Raw genomic sequence first — 221 nt, 5'->3', positions numbered from 1 at the left:
GACCCGCGCGGCGTGCAGGTCGGCCACGCCGGCATCCAGCGCGCCCTGCGATTCGCGCCGGGTGCCCTCGGCGCGGCCGAACAGGCCCAGTTCCCAACTGGCGTCGAAGCCGGCCACCAGGAACGAGGCGCTGGCATCCGGATCGATCGCATCGTGGGTGCGCGCGTGCAGCTCCGGCAGATAGCGGGCGTGGGCGCGCTCGTGCAGGCTGCGCACGGCGC

The 221-nt window shown here is 75.1% G+C and carries 1 pseudogene; it reads right to left on the bottom strand.

From position 1 onward, the window contains the following. Nucleotides 1–221 (bottom strand): annotated as a pseudogene (locus UUA_RS18260) (TolC family protein); the annotation flags it as partial.

The sequence above is a fragment of the Rhodanobacter thiooxydans LCS2 genome (genome assembly GCF_000264375.1).
GTDB classification, from domain to species: Bacteria; Pseudomonadota; Gammaproteobacteria; order Xanthomonadales; family Rhodanobacteraceae; genus Rhodanobacter; species Rhodanobacter thiooxydans.
Note: the sequence above shows the minus strand (reverse complement) of the source record. Positions and strands in the feature narration are given on the sequence as shown.